This window comes from Prauserella halophila, from assembly GCF_024171895.1.
GTDB classification, from domain to species: Bacteria; Actinomycetota; Actinomycetes; order Mycobacteriales; family Pseudonocardiaceae; genus Prauserella; species Prauserella halophila.
The window spans coordinates 329615-350064 of record NZ_JAMTCQ010000008.1 but is presented as its reverse complement, the minus strand read 5'-3'; the positions used below and the strand labels follow the sequence as shown (position 1 = coordinate 350064).

Annotated in this window: 16 protein-coding genes; 11 read left to right on the top strand and 5 right to left on the bottom strand. The window is 70.1% G+C overall.

Annotated features, from left to right (window positions below; genetic code table 11):
- Nucleotides 1–140: 140 nt before the first annotated feature.
- Nucleotides 141–854 (bottom strand): hypothetical protein, encoded by a 714-nt coding sequence (locus tag LY41_RS01835; protein ID WP_253862055.1) that lies wholly within the window; start codon nucleotides 852–854, stop codon nucleotides 141–143.
- A gap of 2 nt (nucleotides 855–856) precedes the next feature.
- Nucleotides 857–1492 carry a hypothetical protein gene (locus tag LY41_RS01830; RefSeq protein WP_253862054.1) on the bottom strand — a complete coding sequence of 212 codons (636 nt, stop codon included), beginning with the start codon at nucleotides 1490–1492 and terminating at the stop codon, nucleotides 857–859.
- Between the two features lie 226 nt (nucleotides 1493–1718).
- On the opposite strand from LY41_RS01830, the gene hrpA reads away from it, so the two are divergent.
- Nucleotides 1719–5630, top strand: coding sequence for an ATP-dependent RNA helicase HrpA (gene hrpA, locus LY41_RS01825; RefSeq protein ID WP_253862053.1), 3912 nt, complete (start codon nucleotides 1719–1721; stop codon nucleotides 5628–5630).
- Between the two features lie 84 nt (nucleotides 5631–5714).
- On the opposite strand, the gene LY41_RS01820 is transcribed toward hrpA, so the two are convergent.
- Entirely contained in the window at nucleotides 5715–6203 is a 489-nt protein-coding gene (locus LY41_RS01820; RefSeq protein ID WP_253862052.1) for a Pycsar system effector family protein, read from the bottom strand.
- 148 nt (nucleotides 6204–6351) lie between these two features.
- Here LY41_RS01820 and LY41_RS01815 point away from each other — a divergent pair, with 148 nt between their 5' ends.
- From LY41_RS01815 to LY41_RS01800, 4 genes are all read left to right on the top strand, one after another.
- Nucleotides 6352–7032 carry a Crp/Fnr family transcriptional regulator gene (locus LY41_RS01815; protein WP_253862051.1) on the top strand — a complete coding sequence of 227 codons (681 nt, stop codon included), beginning with the start codon at nucleotides 6352–6354 and terminating at the stop codon, nucleotides 7030–7032.
- 105 nt (nucleotides 7033–7137) lie between these two features.
- The gene (locus LY41_RS01810) at nucleotides 7138–8040 is read left to right on the top strand and encodes a hypothetical protein (protein WP_253862050.1); all 903 of its coding nucleotides are present in this window, start codon (nucleotides 7138–7140) and stop codon (nucleotides 8038–8040) included.
- A gap of 6 nt (nucleotides 8041–8046) precedes the next feature.
- Nucleotides 8047–10092 (top strand): hypothetical protein, encoded by a 2046-nt coding sequence (locus LY41_RS01805; RefSeq protein ID WP_253862049.1) that lies wholly within the window; start codon nucleotides 8047–8049, stop codon nucleotides 10090–10092.
- A gap of 7 nt (nucleotides 10093–10099) precedes the next feature.
- Nucleotides 10100–11368, top strand: a complete 1269-nt coding sequence (locus tag LY41_RS01800) for a hypothetical protein (RefSeq protein ID WP_253862048.1) — start codon at nucleotides 10100–10102, stop codon at nucleotides 11366–11368.
- 112 nt (nucleotides 11369–11480) lie between these two features.
- Here LY41_RS01800 and LY41_RS01795 read toward each other — a convergent pair whose 3' ends face one another.
- On the bottom strand, nucleotides 11481–13073 hold the full coding sequence (locus LY41_RS01795) for a bifunctional 3'-5' exonuclease/DNA polymerase (RefSeq protein WP_253862846.1): 1593 nt from the start codon (nucleotides 13071–13073) through the stop codon (nucleotides 11481–11483).
- Nucleotides 13074–13412: 339 nt separating this feature from the next.
- Between LY41_RS01795 and LY41_RS01790 the strand changes: the two genes are divergently transcribed.
- Nucleotides 13413–15035, top strand: coding sequence for an acyl-CoA synthetase (locus tag LY41_RS01790; RefSeq protein WP_253862047.1), 1623 nt, complete (start codon nucleotides 13413–13415; stop codon nucleotides 15033–15035).
- A 175-nt stretch (nucleotides 15036–15210) separates the two neighbouring features.
- On the opposite strand, the gene LY41_RS01785 is transcribed toward LY41_RS01790, so the two are convergent.
- Nucleotides 15211–16161, bottom strand: a complete 951-nt coding sequence (locus LY41_RS01785; RefSeq protein ID WP_253862046.1) for a hypothetical protein — start codon at nucleotides 16159–16161, stop codon at nucleotides 15211–15213.
- Nucleotides 16162–16384: 223 nt separating this feature from the next.
- Here LY41_RS01785 and LY41_RS01780 point away from each other — a divergent pair, with 223 nt between their 5' ends.
- The 5 genes from LY41_RS01780 to uraH all read left to right on the top strand — a co-directional run bounded on the left by LY41_RS01780 (nucleotide 16385) and on the right by uraH (nucleotide 20432).
- Entirely contained in the window at nucleotides 16385–17584 is a 1200-nt protein-coding gene (locus LY41_RS01780; RefSeq protein WP_253862045.1) for a S8 family peptidase, read from the top strand.
- Nucleotides 17585–17754: 170 nt separating this feature from the next.
- On the top strand, nucleotides 17755–18510 hold the full coding sequence (locus LY41_RS01775) for an SDR family oxidoreductase (protein ID WP_253862044.1): 756 nt from the start codon (nucleotides 17755–17757) through the stop codon (nucleotides 18508–18510).
- On the top strand, nucleotides 18510–19172 hold the full coding sequence (locus LY41_RS01770) for a histidine phosphatase family protein (RefSeq protein ID WP_253862043.1): 663 nt from the start codon (nucleotides 18510–18512) through the stop codon (nucleotides 19170–19172). The genes LY41_RS01775 and LY41_RS01770 overlap by 1 nt, the downstream gene beginning before the upstream one ends.
- Before the next feature lie 442 nt (nucleotides 19173–19614).
- Complete coding sequence (gene uraD / locus LY41_RS01765) at nucleotides 19615–20109, top strand: 2-oxo-4-hydroxy-4-carboxy-5-ureidoimidazoline decarboxylase (protein ID WP_253862042.1); 495 nt, start codon at nucleotides 19615–19617, stop codon at nucleotides 20107–20109.
- Nucleotides 20106–20432, top strand: coding sequence for a hydroxyisourate hydrolase (gene uraH / locus LY41_RS01760; protein WP_253862041.1), 327 nt, complete (start codon nucleotides 20106–20108; stop codon nucleotides 20430–20432). The genes uraD and uraH overlap by 4 nt, the downstream gene beginning before the upstream one ends.
- Nucleotides 20433–20450 lie beyond the last annotated feature (18 nt).

The window sequence follows — 20450 nt, the reverse complement described above, 5'->3', positions numbered from 1 at the left end:
TCGCGTCCCCTTGGAACAAGTATCGAGCATGGCTAACTATTCCCGCGATGGAGGGTGATCTGAGACGGGAGTGCAATTCGGCGTCGAAAACCGGATGAATCAGGCAGTGGGCATGGGCGGTGCCGACGCGCGGGCGCGGGTCAGAGCCAGGCGGTGCGGATCCGGACCGGGTGCGGCGGGCCGGGGGCGTCGGCGTCACCGAGGCGGTTCGTGATCGTCCACACCGGTCCGGTGGTGTCCGGCAGGCCGTAGAGGTGGTCGTCGCGGCCGCAGTTGTAGGTGGGCCTGCCGCCCGGATCGTCCTCGGCGGGGCTGGGTGCGGGGACGCAGTGGCGGCCGTCGGCCAGTTCGAGAAACCACGGACGGCCGGCGCTCTCCCCGCCGTCGGGACGAGGTGTGTCCTCGACGATCCGGATGCGCACGGCCTCGGACGTCGTCGGGTTCCGAAGGCACAGTGCGACGTCGGGGCGCGGGAGGTGCCGGACGAAACACGGGTCGTACAGGAAGTAGCCCTCCGTGGTCATGCACCGGCGGGCGTCGGGGTCGGTCACGTTCACCCCGGATGCGGAACATTTCGCAGCGGCGCGATCGACGACCGTGATCCATGGTGCGGGCCGGCCCGAGGAGGTGAACGGATCGAGGTGCACCTCCCGGGTCGTCGTCACGGGTGCGCGGTCGGCGTCGGAGCCCCCTGTGTCGGAGCCCCCCGTGCCGGAGGCCACTGTGCCGGAGGCCCCTGTGCCGGAGGCCCCTGCGCCGGTGCCGGGCGTGCCCGTGCAGCCCGCGAGGGCGAGGAGCACTGCCGCCGCGCCGAGCGCGCCCTGCCGGGTGCGTCGGGAGACGCGGGCGGCCACGGTCAGAACCACACCGTGCGGATCGACACCCGATCGCGGTGCGGGCCCGCCTCGGCGCGTTCGACGGCCTCGCCGTGCCGGTTGGTGATCGTCCACACCGACGTCGTGGTGTCCGGCATGCCGTAGAGGTAGTCGTGGCTGCCGCACCCGTAGGTCGGGTCCTCCGCCGTGGATTCGGGGTCGTCGGCGCCGGGGACCAGGACGCAGTGGCGGCCGTCGGCCAGTTCGACGAACCAGGGCCGGTGGCGCTGCGCGTCCTCCGGTGCGGGTCCGGTGTCCTCGACGACGTCGAATCCCGTCGCCTCGCCGGTCGTCGGGTTCTGAATGCAGACGGCACGGTCCGGTCCCGGCCGGACGTGCAGGTAGCACGGGTCGTGCACCTCTTGCGAAGTGTGCTGGTCACCGGTGAGCACGGGAGCGCAGCGGCGGGCGTTCGAGCCCGTGATGCTGACCCACGACTGCCAGCAGTTGCCGTCGCCCTTCTCGACGATGTCGAGGCCGGCGGCGGGTTCTCCCGACTCGGTGAACGGATCCACGGTGATCTGTTCGGTCGTCGTGACCGGCTGGGTGCTCGTTGCGGGCCGGGCGTCGGGCGCGCCGCTGCACCCGCTGAGTCCCGCCAGTGCCGCGATGGCCATGACGCATCCCGGGAGGACCTTCCTCACGTCCCGTTGCCTTCCGTTCGCGTTCGCCCGCGCGGCCGTCCGCGCCGTGAGCATCACGGGCCGGGGCACGCGCCGGTATCGGTGTGCGGGGGTACGCCGCAGCCTAGAGGGCCGGTGCAGCCGCGTCGTGGGGGCCCGCCGCAGAGGTGGGGATAATCAGGAGATCGGCGCGGGCGCGACCGGTATGCTGGCGGGCGGTATGTCTGCACGTTCCCCTCTCGATGAGCTGCGTCCGCGGCTGGCCGACCTGACCATCGGCGACGCCCACCGGGTGCGGCGCCGGATCGACGGCGCCCGCAAGTCCCGGAACACGACGCCCGACAAGCTCGCCGCGATCGCCGCGGAGATCTCCACCGACATCGATCGGGCCGAGGAGCGGGTGCGCAGGCGCCGCGAGGCCGTGCCCCGGATCACCTACCCCGAGCAGCTCCCGGTCAGCGGCCGTGCCGAGGACCTCGCCGAGGCGATCCGTGACAACCAGGTCGTGATCGTGGCCGGTGAGACCGGCTCCGGGAAGACGACGCAGCTGCCGAAGATCTGCCTCGACCTGGGACTGGGCGTGCGTGGCCAGATCGGGCACACCCAGCCGCGGCGGCTCGCGGCCCGCACCGTCGCGGAGCGGGTGGCGAGCGAGGTGAAGTCCGAGCTCGGCGCGGCCGTCGGGTACAAGGTGCGCTTCACCGACACCTCGAGCGACGAGACGTTGCTGAAGGTGATGACCGACGGCATCCTGCTCGCGGAGATCGCGCGCGATCGGATGCTGCGCCAGTACGAGGTCCTCGTCATCGACGAGGCGCACGAGCGCAGCCTCAACATCGACTTCCTGCTCGGGTATCTCAAGCAGCTGCTGCCGAAGCGGCCCGATCTGAAGGTGATCATCACCTCGGCCACGATCGACCCGGACCGGTTCGCGCGGCACTTCGCCGGTGCCGACGGGGAACCGGCGCCGGTGCTGGAGGTCTCGGGGCGGACGTATCCGGTCGAGGTGCGCTACCGGCCGGTCGTCGACCCGGACGACCCCGACGCCGATTCGGACCGCGACCAGACGCAGGCGATCACCGACGCGGTCCGGGAACTGGTCGCCGAAGGCCCGGGCGACATCCTCGTGTTCGCCTCCGGGGAGCGCGAGATCCGGGACGCCGGCGACGCGCTCACCGCGATGGAGCTGTCGAACACCGAGGTGGTCCCGCTGTACGCGCGGCTGTCGGCCGCCGACCAGCACCGGGTGTTCCAGCGCCACACCGGCAGGCGCATCGTCGTCGCCACCAACGTCGCGGAGACCTCGCTGACCGTTCCCGGCATCAAGTACGTCGTCGATCCGGGAACGGCACGCATCTCGCGTTACAGCCACCGCACGAAGGTGCAGCGGCTGCCGATCGAACCGGTGTCGCAGGCCTCGGCCGACCAGCGCAAGGGCCGCTGCGGCCGCACGTCGGACGGCATCTGCATCCGGCTGTACTCCTCCGACGACTTCGACGCCCGGCCCGAGTTCACCGACCCGGAGATCCTGCGCACCAACCTGGCATCGGTCATCCTGCAGATGACGTCGCTGGGGCTCGGGGACGTGGCGGCGTTCCCGTTCGTCGAACCACCGGATCGCAGGCAGATCACCGCCGGCGTGCAGCTGTTGCAGGAGCTCGGCGCGCTCGACACGGAGAAGGGCAGGCTGACGCCCGTCGGCAAGCGGCTCGCCCAGCTGCCGGTCGACCCGCGGCTCGGCCGGATGATCCTCGAAGGCGCCGAGAACGGGTGTGTGCGCGAGGTGATGGTCATCGCCTCCGGTCTGTCCATCCAGGATCCGCGGGAGCGGCCCGCCGAGCACAAGGAGGCCGCCGCGCAGCAGCACGCGCGGTTCCGTGACAAGGACTCGGACTTCCTGGCGTACCTGAACCTGTGGAACTACCTGCGCGAGAAGCAGAAGGAACTGTCGGGCAACCAGTTCCGCAAGATGTGCCGGGCGGAGTACCTCAACCATCTGCGCGTGCGGGAGTGGCAGGACGTCTACAGCCAGTTGCGGCAGCTGCTCAAGCCGCTCGACATCACGCTGAACAACGTTCCGGGCGATCCGCAGCGCATCCACACCTCGCTGCTGGCGGGACTGCTGTCGCACATCGGCCTGAAGGATCCGGAGAAGGGTGACTATCTGGGCGCGCGGGGTACGCGGTTCTCCGTGTTCCCCGGCTCGGCGCTGTTCAAGAAGCAGCCGCGCTGGCTCGCCTCGGCCGAACTGGTCGAGACGTCCCGGCTGTGGGCACGGGTCAACGCGCGGGTGGAGCCGGAGTGGATCGAACCGCTCGCGCAGCATCTGGTCAAGCGCACGTATTCCGAACCGCACTGGGAGCGCAAACAGGCGGCGGTGATGGCCTCGGAACGGGTGACGCTCTACGGCGTGCCGCTCGTCGCGGGCCGCACGGTCAACTACGGCCGGATCGACCCGGAGACCTCGCGGGACCTGTTCATCCGCCGCGCGCTCGTCGACGGTGACTGGGACACCCGGCACCGGTTCTTCCACGAGAACCGTGCCCTGCTCGACGAGGTCGAGGACCTGGAGAACCGGGCACGCCGACGGGACATCCTCGTCGACGACGAGACGCTGTTCGCGTTCTACGACGAGCGGATCCCCGACGACGTGGTGTCCGGCCGCCATTTCGACGCGTGGTGGAAGAAGGCCTCGCGCAGCGAGCCGGATCTGCTGAGCTTCGAGAAGACGATGCTCATCAACACCACCTCCGACGAGGTGCGTGCCGCGGACTATCCGGACACGTGGCAGCAGGGGGAGCTGCAGCTGTCGCTGACCTACCAGTTCGAGCCGGGTGCCGGCGCCGACGGCGTCACCGTCCACATTCCACTCCCGGTGCTGAACCAGGTGACGGCCGACGGGTTCGACTGGCAGGTGCCGGGGCTCCGGGAGGAGCTCGTGACCGCGCTGATCAAGTCGTTGCCGAAGGCGACCCGGCGCAACTTCGTGCCCGCGCCCGACACCGCGCGGGAGGTGCTGTCGCATGTGGATCCGTCGCAGGGGCCGCTGCTCGAGGTGCTGAGTGCGGAGCTGGAGCGACTGCGCGGCGCCGCGGTGCCGGTCGGGGAGTGGGCGCCGGGCGCAGTGGCCGACCACCTGCGGATGACCTTTCGCGTCGTCGACGAGAAGCGTGCCACCGTGGCCGAGGGCAAGGACCTCGAGGCGCTGCGCGACGAGCTCGGCGACCGCGTACGGGAGACGATTTCCGCGGCGGCGGACGACGTCGAACGGGACGGTCTGACCACTGCCGCGTTCGGAACCCTGCCGGAGGTGTTCGAGGCGAAGCGCCGCGGGCACGCGGTGAAGGCGTATCCGGCGTTGGTGGACGAGGGCGACACGGTCGCGGTGCGGATGCTCGACACCCCCGGCCAGCAGACCTCGGCGATGCGTGGTGGTACGCGCAGGCTCGTGCGGCTGAGCCTGCCGTCGCCGATGAAGTACATCAACCGCAACCTCGGGAACCGGTCGAAGCTCGTGCTGTCCCGCAATCCGCACGGTGGGGTGCAGGGATTGCTCGAGGACTGCGTCGACTGCGCGGTGGATAAGCTGATCGCCGAGGCGGGTGGCCCCGTGCGGGACGAGGCGGCCTTCCCGGCGCTGGCGAAGGCGGTGGGGCAACGGCTGAACCCGACCGTGCTCACCGTGCTGGGCGAGGTGGAGCAGATCCTCGCCGCGGCCCATGACGTGGAGGCAGTGCTGTCCGATATGGACGGAGCTGCGATCGCGGAATCACTCGCGGACGCGCGGGCGCAGCTGGATTCGCTGGTGTACGACGGTTTCGTGACCGCAACCGGCTACGACCGGCTGCCGGATCTGGCTCGGTACGTGCGGGGCATCGGGCGCAGACTGGAGAAACTGCCCGGCGACCCGGCGCGGGACGTCGAACGACTGCGGGAGATCGCCTGGCTGCAGAACGAGTACCGTGGGGTGCTCGACGAGGTGCCGCCGCGGACGGAGCCGAGTCCGGAACTCGCCGAGATCCGCTGGATGATCGAGGAGCTCCGGATCAGCTTCTTCGCCCAGACACTCAAGACCGCCTATCCGGTGTCGGTCAAGCGCATCGTCAAGGCTCTCGACAAGGCTCCGTTGTAGGGCGATTCAGGGCGCCGTAGAGCCGCGTACCGTGATGGGCCGGCCGCCCGTGCCGGCGTCGCGGTGCGGTCCCGTCACACGACGTCACGCGAGAATCCCGGCGACGAGGGTGGTGACCACTCCCGATCCGAAGAACCAGATGGCGGGCGTGACCGAACGGAACTTGCGGCGCGCGATGCGGCTCGTCGCCCACAGCTGTTCGGCGAGCGCGCGCTGCAGCTGCTCGTCGTGGGTGAACAGCGAGCGGGACACGCGCGCGAACTCGTCGGGGTTGTCGAAGCGCGCCGCGACGTTGTCGAAGTTCAGTAGCGACGTCACACCGGTCATGCGCGTGCGGGGAACGAACACACGTAACGCCAGGAAGGTGCTGACGAGTACGAGGCAGAGCGCGAGCACGAGCAACACGGCTCGTGCCGGATTGCTGCCCCACAGACCGGGCGACGTTCCCCGGCGCGTCAGGATGCTGCCGAGGACTCCGGACGCCGCCAGTACCAGTCCGGCCTTCGTGTCGGCCAGCCTGACGAGTTCGTGGGTGTGCGTGAGTGCTTTCCAGATGTTGTCGGTGTCTGTCATGGTGTCCGATTCTTCGGCGTGGAGCGTCGAGCGCGGAGCCCCATCGGAGTGAGACGGTCGTAACGCGCGCCGTCCGTCTTGCTCCCTTCGGGCGGAATGGGCCTGCAGGTGTTCACCGGAGCCGCCCGCAACCGGTACGGACTCTGTCGTGCACCACGATGTGAATATCGCGTCGCGGGGATTCCGCGGCCTGTTGGGGGAGCAGCTGTGGAGTGTTCTGATCGCGATGGGGGTCGAGCGCCGGCACAACCGCGGCGACGTCCTGCTGCGGCAGGGCGACCGGGGTGACTACCTGCTGGTGCTGACAGGGGGCCGGGTGAAGATCCTGGCTGCCGAGTCGGGCGGTGCGGAACTGCTGCTGTCGTTGCGCAGCGCAGGGGACCTGGTCGGGGAGATGTCGCCCCGCAGCGATTCGCGCCGCACCGCGACGGTGGAGACGCTCGACAACTGTACGACCAGCTTTCTGGCGCGCCGGGACTTCGAGGCGTTCCTCGCTCGCAATGGCGTGCATGCCGCGTTCAGCGACTACCTCGTGGCCAAGCTGTCGGAGACGGTGCCGTACCAGTTGCAGCAGGCCCACTTCGTGCCGCGGCAGCGCGTCGCTCGCCTGATACTCGAGGTGTTGCTGCTGGCCGATCCCGGCGACCGGAACCGGGCTCGGATTCCCTTCTCGCAGGACGCCCTGGCGAAGGCACTGGGCTTGGCGCGCAGCACGGTCGCCGACCAGATCGCCGCACTTCGCACGCTCGGTGCGTTGCGGTCGGGTCCCCGCATCGTGGTCGGTGACGAACGAGTCCTCACCGAGGAAGCCCACGCCCTTTCCCTGTGACTCACCTCACCCGGGAGTGTCCGGCTGCGGACAGTCCCGGGCGCGTATCCCGCCCATCGTGTGGAGCCGGTCCCGCTGTGGGAAGGAACCCGGAGAAGGAGAGTCATGGACCCGACATTCCAGAGTGCTGAGCTGCCCCCGTACCGCGCCATCATGGTCGTCGACATGAAGAACTTCAGCGGTGAGAAGGGGCGTGACCACGCGCGAATCACCGAGAGCATCCCGATGATTCTGGGCAATGCGTTTCATCGGTGTGGATGTGCGCAACTGTGGTCGGAGTCCCGGTTCCACGGGACCACCGGCGACGGGTACTTCGTCGGATTCGACACGCGGTGGACGCCGTTCCTGTTGAACCCGGTGCTCTCCGCGCTGCAGGACGAGCTGGAGTATCAGAACCGAGTGCACGGCGGTGACGGCCCGATTCGCATGCGGGTGAGCCTGACCGCCGGCCCGATGACCGACTCCGGGCTGAACTCGTTGAGTGATGGCAGTGGCGACACCAGGATCGAAGCGCACCGGATGCTCGACGGCAAAGCCGTGCGCGCCGCGCTCGCCGACTCGAGCAGTGCGACGTGTGTCGCCGCCATCGTGTCGGAGCAGGTCTATCGGGACGTCGTGCTCTCCGGATACAGCGGTGACGATCCGGGGCTGTACGTCGACGTCGGCGTGGAGGTCAAGACCTACGAGGGGAAGGCGTATCTCCGGGTGCCGAAACCGTCCGGTGACGTTCTCCGGTCGGGTCTGACCGGACCCGGCGACGCAGCCGAGGCGCCCGGTGAGGCCGCCCCGCCTGCCACCCCGCCTGCCGAGGCACAGGGCGAGCGCAGTCGAGCGGCACCGCGTTATGTCGGCGTGGAAACGGCCCAGGGGTCGGTCGGCACCGTGGTGACCGGTGAGGGCAACACGGTGAACTCGGGCGGAGGGAACCAGTTCAACGGCGTCGAGATCACCGGCACCGGTCCCACGGTCCTCGGCACGAACCGTGGACCGGCCCCGTCGGAGGAGTGAGGCCCTGTGGCTGATCCTTCGGACGGAGAGGACGGGCCCGTCGTCGGCCGCGAGTACACCGGTGTCAGTCATCTCGCCGGGTCGTTGGGGTCGGCGGTCGCCGGTACGAACAACACGGTGAACAACCACTTCTATCACCCGCCCGAGTCGGATCCGGTCACCACGGTCGCCTGGCAGGTGGATTCGCGCGGCTATCGGGAGTACTTGCAGGATCGTTTCGTTCCGCCCGTCGGGTTCGACGCCGCGGGCCGGAAACTCGAGAAGCACGGCACCCTGTTCCTCTGCGGAGAGTCGGGAAGTGGGCGGAAGAGTGCGGCGCTGATGCTGTTGTGGACGTGGTCCCCCGACAGTGATGCCTCGTGCCGCAGGTTGTCCCTGGACAAGGACGAGGGCGACGACCCACTCCATCCGGATTCGATCCAGCGCAACGACCGATTGCTCCTCGATCTGACCGAGGAGCGTGACCCGGGACGCCTGCACACGGTGGAGGAACGGCTGGCGACGTTCGCCGGGGCCGTCGAGGACATGCAGGCGGCGTTGGTCGTGCTCCTGCCTCCGAGGCGGCAACAGGATCCTCGTCTGCTCGAGCTCGCCGTCACGGGGTCGACGGTGGTCATCGAACGGCCGCGTGGGGAAGCGGTGTTCGCCCAGTATGTGCGCCAGGAGTTCGACGTCGACCTCGTCGACTGCCAGGCGATGCACGAGGTGGCCACCCGCGTCGCGGCAGCGCCTATGCGGGACATTGCCGAGCTGGCCCGCCGCACCGTCGAGGCGAGGACCGCCCGCCCGAATGCGGACTTCGCCGACTGGCTGGCCGAGGCCAGAAAGAGCGCTGAGGACTATCGCGAGGAGGTCGCTGAAGCGATCGGGGCAGCCGGCCCGGAACAACGGGCGCTGTTGCTGACCGCCGCGGTCCTCGAAGGCGGGCACACCGATGCGATCCATCGGGCGCAGCGTCGGCTCCTGGAGGTACTCCGCTTCTCGAGGGAGGAGATCCACCTGCTCGAACAGCAGGGGATCGAGGCCGCGCTCGGCGACATCGACGTCGTTGTCGATGCCTCGCATACGGTCCGTTTCGGCAAGGTGCGCTATCAGCAGGCCGTCACCGATCACTTCTGGATGAACTATCCGGAGATGCGAGGGTCGTTGGCGACCTGGGTGGCGACCTGCGTCGAGCTGGACGAACTGTCCGATGAGGACCGCGTGAGAGTAGTCGACCGGTACGTCCGGCAGGCGTGTCGGCACGGCCGGGTTCCGGAACTGTGCGGTGTGATCCGCCGGTGGGCCGGTCCTGGCAACCGCCCGGAACGCAAGAACCCGCCGCTGCGGTGGGCTGACACCGCTCTCGACCTCGCCTTGCGCTGGGACGAGGACGCCGGGCAGGTGGCGCAACAGGTGCGCAGGCAGATCTACGAGTGGGTGCGAGACGAACAACCGAGTGCCGACCTGGCCCGGGTACTGGTGGACGTGTGCGCCGGAGTCATGGCCGACACCCATCCCGATCAGGCGTTGGTGCGGCTCCGCAGGTTGGCCTGGCACCGCGTCGATGCCGTCGCGGCGCAGGCGCGGAGCGCGGTGGTCGAGCTCACCGGTGACTACCGGGTCTATCGCCGGTTCCTGTGGCGGATGGCCGAGTGGATGGACCAGGAACGGTCGTCGGATGTGGCGCTGTTCCTCGCCGCCTCGACCGGCGAACGCGTGCTGCGTGCGGTGTGGTCTCACGCACCGATCGTGGACGCCCAGGCACGGGAACAGTTGCGGACATGCTGGGCAGCGGTACTGCCGCACGACTCGTCGTGGTGGCGGGATCGCCTGCGTGAATGGCTCGACGAGGCGGTGGACTCGCCGCACGACGACGCCGCCCTGAGCCTGCTGCTCGACGCCACGGGATCCGATGTGGACATTCTGGCCCGACTCTATGTCGTCGCACGCGACTGGGCCGCCGACGGAGACCCGGCGAACCGCGTGCGGCGCCACGACGTGCTCGAACGAGTGAACGCCGGTATCGCCCGGTCGCAGGGACTGATGGAACTTGATGGGACGAACGGATGAGACAGGAATGCGGAAGAGACAGGAACGGAGCATCGACGTGATCATCGTTGCGCTGGTGGGACCTCCTGTGGTGTCGACCGGGCTCGGCTTGTGGCTCGGGTGGCCGATGTGGGTGTGGCTCGTACTGACTCTGGGCACGTGGATCCTCATCGGGGTGTGGCAGTTCTGGCCCTTCCTGCGGATGCGGCGGACCGTGCGGTCGGCTCCCGAGGTGCCGGCCCCCGCACCGGCACCCTCGTCGCCGCCGGAAACCGCGGCTCCGGCACCGGCGCCGGGGGAACGTGCGGTACCGGAGATGCAGTTGGGGACCGCTCGCGAGGACTACCGGTTCGTGTTCTCCTGCGCGGTGCGCTGGCTACCGTCCCGGGGCGCAGTGAGCCACGGCAACGGCAATGGCTACGGCAGTGGCAGTGGCAGTGGCAGTGGTAGTGGCAGTGGCCACCCGAATCCGGCCGCGCTCGCCGTGAACGCGATCGCCGACCGCGCCGCCTGGCTCAGCACCGCTTTCGCACCACGTGACGCCGACCGCGCCCGGTACCGGTTGGAGGTCGACCTCGGCACTCCCCGCAGCGATGAGACCGGACAGTTCACCGTATGGGCGGAATCGATGTCGCTCACGCTGTCGGAACGCGACCAGGAACGACTCGACAAGCTGGACGAGGTGCGCAAGGAAGAGGAGCTGTTCGATCGCGAGTGCGGGTTCGAACGGAAGGTGCGGACGTACCTCGGCGAGGACGTACTCACCAGCGTGAGCAACGCCGTCGTCTGGTGGCTGGCCCGCCACGAAACGACCGAGAAGAAGCGCGTCGAGGATGCCGTCGGTCGCATCGGCACGCTTCGCCAGCTCGTGAGTTCGGCCACGGGCGGCGACGAGGCCGGTGAGGCGGCATCGGCCCGGGGGCAGCTGACGCTGGACGATGCGCAGGTCTCGCTTCCGTTCGACACGGCGACGGTGCCGAGCATGCCGATGCCGCGGCCCGAACCGGATGCCGTCGATCATGCGGTCGGCGTCGTCGAACATCTGCCGGATTCGGCGCACCGGCCGGTGTTCACGATGAGCTTCGCGCGCCTGCTCCGGCAGCACGGGCTCGAGGATGCGGCGGTGCGCATCTCCGATCGGTTCGACCGCCCGCCATCGGATGAGTCGTGGTCCGAAGCGGACAACCCGGAGTCCGAAGCGGACAACCCGGAGTCCGAAGCGGACATCCCGGAGTCCGAAGCGGACACCCCGGCCGAGCCGGACGACGACGGGGCGGTCCGGTCCACCGCGGGATGACGACCGCGGGATGACGATGGCGAGATGACCAGGGCACCGGTGGCCGGCGGCAGGTCACCGGTGCCCGTATCAGGGCAGCGTCGCCACGACGCCGGCGTGTGCGGGGACGTGCTCATGTGGCGTCGGCGTAGGAGTCGACGACGGTGGCCGGCATGGGGAACTCCACCGGGCAGGCAGGGCCGAACACCAGGCGCGTCGTCTCGGCGACCGACTCGGCGAGGCACGTGAGCACCGCGTCGGCGAGCTCGGCGGGTGCGTGCACCAGCACCTCGTCGTGCACGAAGAACACGAGGTGGGCCGGTTCGGGCAGCCGTCTGCGGAGCGTGGCGAGCAGGACCGCCGTCCAGTCGGCCGCACTGGCCTGCACGGCGAAGTTGCGGGTGAACCGGCCCCAGTCGCGGGAGGCCCGCCGCGCCGCGTCCTCGGCGCCGTCGCCGCCGGTGAGATCGCGCCATGCCTCGGACGGCGGCGGCGACGTCCGGCCCAGCCGGGACCGGACCGGCTCGCCACGCTCGCCGGTCGCCGCGGCGTGTTCGACGTACGACACCGCGGCGGGGAAGCGCCGTTGCAACAGCGCGAGGGTGGCCGCGGCCTCGCCTGCGGTCCCGCCGTACATCGCCGAGAGCATGGCGATCTTCGCGTTCGGCCGGTGTTCGGTCGCCGCGCCGGGATGCAGCTCGCCGGCCAGACTCGTGTACAGGTCCGGTGATCGACAGACCTCTGCCAGCCGCCGGTCGCCCGACAGCGCCGCCAGGATCCGCGGCTCCAGCTGTGCGGCATCGGCCACGACCAGCTTCCACCCCGCGTCGGCCCGCACACATCCGCGCAGCACCCGCGGGATCTGCAAGGCCGCGCCGCCGCGGGTCGCCCAGCGGCCCGAGACGACCCCGCCGACGACGTACACCGGGCGGAAGCGATCGCCCCGCACCCACTGGTCCAGCCACGCCCACCCGTGCGCGGCATGCAGGCGGGCCAACTCCTTGTACTCGAGCAGCGGGGCGACCGCGGGGTGGTCCAGCCGCCGCAGCACGTGGGCCCGCGCCGACGGCACGGCGATCCCGGCCCTGCCGAACGCACGCACGATGCTCTCCGGATGGTCGGGATTCACCGGCCTGCCGAACGCCTCGTCGATCCGCTGCGCCAGCGCGGCGAGCGCGGCGGGCCGGGAACCGGCGGGGACCCGGGGCCCGAGCAGCTCGGTCAGCAACGCCTCGTGGTGATCGCTGCGCCAAGGCAGCCCGTCGGCCGACATCTCGACCGCGGCGAGCGCGCTCGCCGACTCGGCCGCCGCCAGCATCCGGAGCCGGCCGGAGGTGTCGAGCCTGCCCAGCCGGGCCTGCTGGTCGGCCAGCACCACCTCGGCGGCCTCGGCCGGATCGACGTCGGCCGGCAGACCCGAACTCTGCGGGTCGAACAGCGCAGGCTGTTCGTCGGGAGCGGCCACGTGCTCCGTCTCCGCCGGAGGTGCGAGCCCGCGTACCCGCGCGTACGCGGCCGCGAGCGAACGTGACCGCGTGTGCTCGCCGTCGAATGCCAGCAGCAGACCTTCGACGAGGGACAGGTCGTGGCAGCGCCGCAGCCGGACCCCGCAGGCGACGAGCGCCGGGTAGTCGCGTTCCACCGACGGCAGCACCCACCGCGGCTGCCGCGATTCCAGCCGTGTCGCCAGGGCGGCCAGGTCCTCGGCCGACAGCGTCGCGGGCACGATGGCCGGGGCGTCCGTGCTCGCCCCGTCGGCCCCGGTGCCCGGGTCCGCCGCGCTGCCCGGGCCGTCCGCGGTGATCCCGCCGTCGGCGGCGCGGTCGCCGTCCGGGAGGCGCAGCGAGAAGCGGCCTGCCGAATCCCGGGCGACGATCACATGCACGGGCCGATTCTGCTCCCCGCCACCGACAGTCCGCTCCCACGGTCGGCGCCGACGGCGGCCGGTTCCCGCCGTGGCGGTGAGACGTCCGTTACTCCCCCGGAGCGTTCACCGTGGCGAGGGTTGATCCGATTGCCCTACTACCCGGTAGGTTATGCCGTACGAGCCCGAGGAGGTGCCCGGATGAAGACGCCGCCGGCGGTAACGGAGCTGGCCACGCGCGTGGCCGAGAAGGTGCGCAGTGTCGGAGTCATGTGGAAGGCGGGACTGCTGCCGTTTCCCCGGCTGGACGAGGGCGTGCGCTCGCTGATCCTGACGAGCACGTACGGCCCGATCGCCGGTGCGGTCCGCATCGCCGCCCGCCGCAATCCGAGCAGCATCGGCCTTGTCGACGAACACGGTCCGCTGACCTTCGACGAGCTCGAGCGGAAGTCGAACGCCCTCGCCCGCGCGTGGGCGGACCGCGGCGTGGGGCCGGGGGAGAGCATCGCCGCGCTCTGCCGCGACCACCGGGGTCTCGTGCTGACCATGCTGGCGGCCAACAAGCTCGGCGCCGCGCTGCTGCTGATGAACACCGGTTTCGCGCGCCCGCAACTGACCGACGTCGCCGAGCGGGAGAAGGTGCGGGTGCTCGTCTACGACGAGGAGTTCACCGACCTGCTCGGCGGCATCGAGGACGTGGACCGCTACCTCGGCTGGGCCGACGACCCGGCCGGAGCCGGCGTGACCACACTCGACGACCTGATCGACGGCACCGACGACACGGCTCCCGCGGCACCGCCGAAGCCGGGCGGGCTGGTACTGCTCACCAGCGGTACGACAGGCACGCCGAAGGGGGCACCGCGGCCGAAGATCTCCGGGCTCGATTCGGCGCAGTTCCTCGACCGCATTCCGCTGCGCGTCGGCGAGGCGACCTACATGGGCGCCCCGTTGTTCCACGGCACCGGTATCTCGCAGTTCATCCTGTCGCTCGCGCTGGGCAACACGGTCGTGGTGCGCCGCAAGTTCGACCCGGAGGAGGCGCTGCGCGGGATCGAGCAGTACCGCTGCACCGCGCTGGTGCTGGTGCCGACCATGTTGCAGCGGATCACCGATCTGGGCCCGGAGGTCATCGGCAAGTACGACACCTCCAGCCTGCGGATCGTCTTCCTCGCCGGCTCGGCACTGCCGCCGGACATCGGCAACCGTGCCACGGAGCTCTTCGGCCCCGTGATCCACAACCTGTACGGCTCGACCGAGGTCGCCGTCGCCGCCGTGGCCACGCCCGAGGACTGGGCGAAGGCGCCGGGCACCGTCGGCAGGCCACCCGTCGGCTGCCGGGTGGCGCTCTACGACGACCGGGGCGCGCGCATCACCGAACCGCACGTCACCGGACGTGTCTTCGTCGGCAGCGGACTGGCGTTCGAGGGCTACACCGACGGCCGGAACAAGGAAACCATCGACGGGCTGCTCGCCAGTGGCGACGTCGGCCACGTCGACGAGGACGGTCTGCTGTTCATCGACGGCCGCGACGACGAGATGATCGTGTCCGGAGGTGAGAACGTGTACCCGATCGAGGTCGAGAACTTGCTCGTCGAACACCCCGACATCCTCGAGGCCGGCGTCGTGGGCGTGCCCGACGAGGAGTTCGGCCAGCGGCTCAAGGCCGTTGTGGCCCGGGCCGACGGGTCCGCGCTGGAGGCCGACGCAGTGCGCACGTTCGTCAAGGAGAACCTTGCCCGCTACAAGGTGCCGCGGGACGTGGAGTTCGTGGACGCACTGCCGCGGAATGCGACCGGGAAACTGTTGCGCGACAAGCTGACCTGAGCGCGCACGCGTCGTCGCCGGGGTTCGCCCCGTGTCGGCGGACCGACGAAAGTTCCCGGCGGAACCCGGCGGTGGCGGACGAATCGGATGCGGCAGGCGGTATCCGGCAGCCGTACGGGCCGGACACCGAGCGTGACGATCACACTCGGCCGCGGCGCCGCACCGGTGGCGGTCGCTACAGCCACCCGATGCCGAAGACTCCGGGACCGAAGTCGACCGCGACGGCGTGCGCGCGGCCGTGCTCATCGAGTGCGACGTCCTGGGAATCGGCGGTTCCGCCGTGGCTGCGGTAGGCGTATCGCCAGCACTGTCCGGGCGGGTGTGCCGGGTCGAAATCGACTTCGAGCAGATACTCGGGAATGGACTCCCGGAATTCCCGGAAATGCGCCTTCCTGGTGGTGGAGAACGGGTCGTGCCGATAGGACAGCGAGTATTCGACGAGCTGGGTTTCCCCGGTGTCGATCGCGTGGCTGAACACCAGTTCCGCGAGGGTCAGATTCGTATCCGGGTCCACGTCGACGCGCCCCACCGAGCAGTTGCGCAGGGCCGTGAGCTCCGGGGCGGCGAGGTCGTGGTCCGCGCCGTCCTGGCGGTAGGCGAGCAGCCAGCGGTCCTGGCCGTCGGCGCGGGCGCGGAAGACGGCCTTCGCCGTCACGATGCTGTGGGTCGTCCCGGTGCTGTGGGTGGCGGGGTCCGGACCTGCGTCGGCACGGTCGGCATCGCCCCGGCCGGCATCGCCCCGGCCGGTGTCGGCGCGGTTGTCGTCGGTGGCGACCACGCAATGGTCGTGCAGGCCGACGAGTGTCACGGCCGGTGCATCATCGAGGCTGAGCGGCCGCTGGGACCGGTCGTCGAGCCTGCGCCGCGAGGCGCTGCCCCGCGGGCGCGGAGAGGGAAGAAGACCGAGCAGAGTTCCTGCCGGCACGTCGAGAATCTCTTCGAGTGCGCGCACCGCGGAAATCGAGCTCTGGCGTTCCGGTCGTCGTTTTCCGGATTGCCAGTAGCTCAATGCCGTGACGCTGACGGTGATACCGAGATCCTGAAGGCGGGCTTGAATCCGGTCCAGTCCGAGTCCGCTCGTGGCGATAGCGGAGCGCAGTGCCGCGGAGAAAGCGGTGCCACTCACGTGCCGGATCGCCTCCCGGTGTCGCTCTGGTAACGATATGGACAACGTTAGCAGGATGGTGTAACGCGTCAGGTGTTGGCTGCACACCGTAACATTTAGACCATTCGGAGTATCGCTCGTTACGGTGACCGGTCCACAACTGGTAACTGTGAATCATTGTCACCGGGCGTCCCGTATCGCTTGCATGAGTCGCGAACCTGCCGGGATAACGGAAGGAATCCGAATGGGTAACTCTCGCAAGCTGAGGCGGAGTCTGAACGCAGGTGTCGTGGCGGCCGGTGTGACCGGACTGGTCGCGGCCGGTCTGTCCTCCGCCGCTGCGGCGCCGGAGGGGACGATCCTCTCGGCGAACACGCCCGACGCGGTCGACGGCAGCTACATCGTCGTCCTCGGCGACGGGATGCGGGCGGCGTCGGTGCCGGCGATGGCCACGCAGCTGGCCGGCGAGTACGGCGCGACCGTGTCGACGACCTACGACACGGTGCTCGACGGCTTCACCGTCAAGGCCGGCGAGGCGGAGGCGAAGCGGCTGGCGGCCGACCCGTCGGTCGACCGCGTCGTGCAGAACCAGCGGGTGCAGGCGACCGAGACGCAGTCCCCGACCCCGTCGTGGGGTCTGGACCGCATCGACCAGTCGGCGCTGCCGCTGGACGACTCGTACACCTACGGCACCCGGGCCGACAACGTCACCGCATACGTCATCGACACCGGTGTCGACACCACCCATGAGGACTTCGGCGACCGCGTGCAGCCCGGCAAGGACGTCATCGACAACGACGGTGACGCGGACGACGAGCAGGGCCACGGCACGCATGTCGCGGGCACGGTGGCGGGCACCGACTACGGCGTCGCCAAGGGCGCCGACATCGTGCCGGTGCGAGTGCTCGACGAGAACGGCTCGGGCACCACCGACGGCGTCATCTCCGGTGTCGAATGGGTCGCCGAGAACGCCTCGGGCCCGGCCGTGGCCAACATGAGCCTCGGCGGTACCGCCGACGAGGCTCTCGACACCGCGGTGCAGGGTGCGATCGACGCCGGTGTGACGTTCTCCGTCGCCGCGGGCAACGAGGGCGCCGACGCGAGCGGCAGCTCGCCGGCGCGCGTCCGGGACGCCATCACGGTGGCGGCGTCGGGCAACCAGGACGAGCAGGCCGACTTCTCCAACTACGGCGAGGTCGTCGACATCTACGCTCCGGGCGTGGACATCACCTCGGCCCGGATGGGCGGCGGTGAGACGGCCCTGTCCGGCACGTCGATGGCGGCTCCGCACGTCGCCGGTGCCGCGGCGCTGTACCTGGCCGACAACCCGGAGGCCACTCCGGCGGAGGTGTCCGAGGCGCTGACGACGTCGGCGACCCCGGACGTGATCACCGACCCGACCGGTGCCACGCCGAACCTGTTGCTCAACACGGGCCAGCAGTGACCGGCAGCTGATCGGTGCCCGCTCCCCGCGGGCGGTATTGCCCGGTGGCCCGGCGCCCGACGGCGCCGGGCCACCGGTCGTCGCGGTCCGGACCGCGGGAGTGTCCGGCCGCGGGAGTGTGGCGTCACCGACACTCGGCTCGGCGCCGCGGACATGGCAGAGTTCGGCGCATGACCACCCGGAAGAGGATCCTGATCACCGGTGCCAGCTCGGGACTCGGTGAGGGCATGGCCCGGCGGTTCGCCGCCGAGGGGCGGGACCTGGCCCTGTGTGCCCGCCGTACCGACCGGCTCGACGCGCTGGCCTCCGAGCTGACCGAACAGCACCCCGGCATCCGTGTGCGCACGGCCGGACTCGACGTGAACGCCCACGACGACGTGTTCACCGTCTTCCGGTCGCTGGCCGACGAACTCGGTGGACTGGACCGGATCGTCGTCAACGCCGGTCTGGGCAAGGGACAGCCGATCGGGACCGGGTACTTCGCAGCCAACCGGCAGACGATCGAGACCAACCTGGTCGCCGCGCTCGCGCAGTGCGAGGCTGCGATGGAACTGTTCCGGGAACAGCACGCGGGACACCTCGTCGTCGTGTCGTCGTTCAGCGCGATCCGCGGCATGCCGCGGAACATGACGGCCTACGGTGCGTCGAAGGCCGGCGCGGCGGCCTTGGCCGACGGTATCCGCGCCGACGTGCACGGAACGCCGATCCGCGTCAGCACCGTGCTTCCTGGTTTCATCGAATCCGAGATGACGTCGCGCTCCGGCGGCCGCACCCCGTTGGTCGCCGGTGCGGACCGCGGGGCGGACTCGCTGGTCAAGGCCATCGAATCCGAACGCGGGACGGCCTACGTGCCGTCGTGGCCATGGACACCGCTGTCGGTACTGCTCAAGGCGCTGCCGGTCGGCCTGTTCCGAAAGTTCGTCTGATGGGTGCGATCCACCTGGTGCGGCACGGGCAGGCGTCGTTCGGCGCAGCCGACTACGACAAGCTGTCCGACCTCGGCAGGGAGCAGGCGCGGCTGGTGGGGGCCGAGCTGGCGCGCAGGCAGGTGCGGGTCGACCATGCCTGGTGCGGTTCGCTGTCGCGGCAGCGGGCCACCGCGGAGCTGGCGCTGGCCGAGTGCGCGCCCGGCGTCACGGCGAAAGAGGATCCGCGCTGGAACGAGTACGCCGACGCCGACGTCGTCGGCACCCATGGTGGTGGCAGGCCGCAGGACGCCGCCGACCCGCGTGGTTTTCAGCGCACACTGGAGGCGGCTCTCGCCGCGTGGACGGCCGCCGGTGAGCACAGCGGCGCGGCCGAGACGTGGCCCGTGTTCCGCGGCCGGGTGGAGGCGGCCGCCGCCGACGTGGCCGGTGCGCTCGGCAAGGGCGAGCAAGCGGTCGTGTTCACCTCCGGCGGGGTGATCGCCACGTTGTGCGGACTGCTGCTCGGCGCTCCGGAGACGCACCTGGTGACGCTCAGCCGCGTCGCGGTCAACGCCGGGATCAGCAAACTCGCCACCGGCCGGTCGGGCCTGACGCTGGTGTCGTTCAACGAGCACGGCCACTTCGACGGCCCCGTGGCCGATCACGCGACCTACCGGTAACGCGTGCGGTTCGGCGCGAGCCGTCACGTCCGATTCGGACAGTCGTAGGCGGTAGACGGCACCGCGCGCAGCGACCGAATGCCGAGCGCGGCACCCGGTGCGGTGCCGCAGCGACCGTCGAACTCGCGCCGCCGGGCACGGGACGACCGCGCCTGCCGAACCTGCCAAGCCTGCCGAACCTGCCGCGGCGGCCGTCCCGTCGCCGTGATGCCTGCCGAGCCGGGGTGGGCTCGGCGGGCATCGAGTGCAGCCACTACGCCGTTCCGCGGCGTCCTCCTGCGTCTTCTCGCGTCCTCTCGTTGCGCCGTTCCGTGGTGTCCTGCGGGCTCTCGGTTCCCGGTCTCCGATCGCGTCGGCTGCGCGTCTTGACATCTCCTGGCGATGCGGATCAGAGTTACGCATGGTGGAAGTTTCAATCCGTCATGCGAGAGTTGAGGAAGCAATGACGCTCGAGGAGTTCAACCGGCTCGCCACTGCCGAGGTGGTGGAGACACTCCGGCCCTGCCTCGACGTCGACCGCTGGATCCACGCGGTGGCCGACGGGCGTCCCTACGCCGACGTCGAGTCCTGCGTCGCCGCGGCGCGGCAGGTCGCGCATCCGCTGCAGCCTGCGGAGATCGAGGCCGCCCTGACCCATCATCCGAGGATCGGGGAGCGGTCGTCGGGCGGTTCGGCCGAGGCACGCCACTCCCGCCGGGAGCAGGCCGGTCTGGGTGAGGCCGACGCCGACGTCGAGCAGCGCCTGGCCGAGGGCAACGCCGCCTACGAGGAGCGGTTCGGGCGGGTGTTCCTCATTCGCGCCGCAGGCCGGAGCCACCGCGAGATCCTCGCCGAGCTCGAGCGCCGGCTGGAGCAGGATCCCGGCGACGAGCTCGCCGACACCGGTGAGCAGCTCGAGCAGATCGCCGCCCTGCGACTGGAAGGACTTCTCCGATGAGCTTCATCACCGCCCATGTGCTCGACTCCACCAGTGGCACGCCCGCCGCAGGCGTCGACGTCGAGCTGTACGCCGCCGACGGCGCACACATCGCCGCCGCCCGGACCGACCAGGACGGTCGCGTCTCCGAGCTCGGCCCACAGACCCTGGAGTCCGGCGACTACCGGATCACGTTCCGGACGGGTTCCTATTTCGCCGCACGGGGGCAGGCGCACTTCCACCCGTCGGTGACCGTGGACTTCACGGTGCAGCCGGGGGAGGAGCACTACCACGTCCCGTTGCTGCTGAGCCCATTCGCCTATTCCACGTATCGCGGCAGCTGACCCAGGAGTCGGCAGGAC